General features: G+C 76.3%; 1 protein-coding gene and 2 pseudogenes. 1 reads left to right on the top strand and 2 read right to left on the bottom strand.

Annotation, left to right across the window (positions count from 1 at the left end):
• Positions 1 to 241, top strand: a pseudogene (locus tag ND748_RS30710) (serine/threonine protein kinase); the annotation flags it as partial.
• 239 nt (positions 242 to 480) lie between these two features.
• Here ND748_RS30710 and ND748_RS30705 read toward each other — a convergent pair.
• Positions 481 to 663: pseudogene (locus ND748_RS30705) on the bottom strand (response regulator transcription factor); the annotation flags it as partial.
• Positions 660 to 1886, bottom strand: coding sequence for a histidine kinase (locus tag ND748_RS34800; protein ID WP_251749790.1), 1227 nt, complete (start codon positions 1884 to 1886; stop codon positions 660 to 662). The gene ND748_RS34800 and the pseudogene ND748_RS30705, both read right to left, overlap by 4 nt.
• Between the last annotated feature and the right edge of the window lie 152 nt (positions 1887 to 2038).

The raw sequence follows: 2038 nt of genomic DNA, 5'->3' as shown, positions 1-2038 counted from the left end.
CCCGACCACCACCGCGCCGCGGGGCCCGTCCGGCCGGGTCGAGCCGTCGAGCAGCACCTGCTCCGAGCCCGACGTGCGGCGGGTCCTGTGGTGGCTCGGTGCCGACCGCCGGTGCGTCCCGGTCGTCTTCGGACAGCCCGAGCGTGCCGCCCGCGGGCAGGCGGGCAACCAGCCCGAAAAGACGCCTCACTCACAGCGGGCCAGGACCAGCGGGCACGTCGCCGGCGGCGGGCGCGGCTAGCGCGCGTATCCGCCGTGATCTGTGCGGGGTGGAGTGCGGGAGGCACCGTGGCAGGCACCCGCCTTGGTTGCGTCGGCGACTGCAGGAGCGTGAGGACGGTTTCCGCCGGTGAAGGGCGACCCCGACGTCCCTGATTCGGCGGCGGGCGCGCGTCCCGCGGCTAGTCCGGCTCCGCGCTGTCGACGAAGCCGCTGCGATAGGCCCACACCACCGCCTGGGTGCGGTCCCGGACGCCGAGCGTCCCGACCCGGCATCCGCACGTCCATGAGGACGACGTCCGGCCGGTGTCGGCGGGCCGCGCGCACCGCCTCGTCGCCGGTGGCCGCCTCCCCGGCAACGGTGATGCCCGGCTCGGCGTCCAACAGCGCCCGCAGCCCGCTGCGCACCAGGCCGTCGTCGTCCGCGAGCAGCACGGTGATCATGCCGCGCCGTCCGACCGGGCGGGCAGCGTGGCCAGGACCCGGAAGCCGCCGTCCACCGGACCGGCGTCGAACGAGCCGCCCTCCAGCCGGGCCCGTTCCCGCATGCCGACCAGGCCCCGCCCCGCCACCGGCGCGGCGAACCCGACGCCCTCGTTGAACACCTCGATCCGGACCAGGTCCGCGGCCGGGCCGACCCGGACCCGGATCTGACCCGAGCGGGTGTGACGCACGGCGTTCGTCAGCGCCTCCTGCACGATCCGATACGCCGTCCGGCTGCCGGCGGGCGACAGCGCGACGGGCTCGACAGGCTCGACGGTCAGGTCCACCTCCCGGCCCGTCGCCCGGATCCGCTCGACGAGCGCCGCCAGGTCACCCAGGCCAGGCGACCCGGCGACGTCCGATTCCCGCGGGTGCAGGATCCGCAGCAGCCGATCGAGCTCGCCGAGGGCGTCGCGCCCGGCCGTCTCGATGTCCACCAGGGCCTGCCGGGCGAACCCCGGGTTGTCCCCGAACACCCGCCGTGCCACCCCGGCCTGCAACACCATGACGTTGACGGTGTGCCCGAGCGCGTCGTGCAGCTCCCCCGCCAGCCGGGCGCGCTCGGTCAGCAGCACCCGCTCGGCGGCGAGCGCGTGCTCCCGGGCCTCGCCCAGGGTCGTCGCCTGCCGGGCGGTGGCGCACTCCCGCCGGCTACGGGCGGCGTCCCCGCCGACCGTCGCGATCAGAAAGCACATGACCACCCCGGCCAGGTCCGCCGTCACCGTCCGACCGTGATCCAGCAGGACGTAACCGGTGACGGCGGCGACGCACATCGCCGCGCCGGTGAGCCGGACGGCCAGGCTGCCGAGCGCGAAGCAACTGAACAGGGCGATCCACGGCGGCCACTGGACGGCACCGACGGGGAAACCGGCCGCGGCGTTGACCACGACGACCACGGACGGCACCCCGGTCGCGACGAGCACCGCGGAGTGGCACCACACCAGCGACAGCGCCGAGACCGCCACCAGGACGATCCCCCACCCGCCCGGCACGCGATACCAGGAGTCGACGGGCGCGACCGCGGTCACGACCGTCGCGACCACCGCCAGGCCCACGGCCAGCCAGACATCGGCCCGATGCGGACGCGCCCAGCGGGCGGCGCGGACCCGCCAGGTCCCGGGGGTGCGGGGCGGGCGGTTCGCCCGCGGTGACGGGACGTCGGAGGTCGTCGCGATCGAGGACACGTCCCATGGTGACCGGAGCCGCGCCGCGGGCGCGACCCCCGCGTCGGGCAGTCGGTGTCACCCGTCCGGGGGAGACGGCACCGCCGCGGGCCGACCGCCCGCCCACCCGCCAGGGTGTCGACGCGCTTCGGCCCCGTCTCCCACCCTGGACC

Source organism: Frankia sp. AiPs1, from assembly GCF_023716945.1.
Lineage (GTDB): Bacteria > Actinomycetota > Actinomycetes > Frankiales > Frankiaceae > Frankia.
Note: the sequence above shows the minus strand (reverse complement) of the source record. Positions and strands in the feature narration are given on the sequence as shown.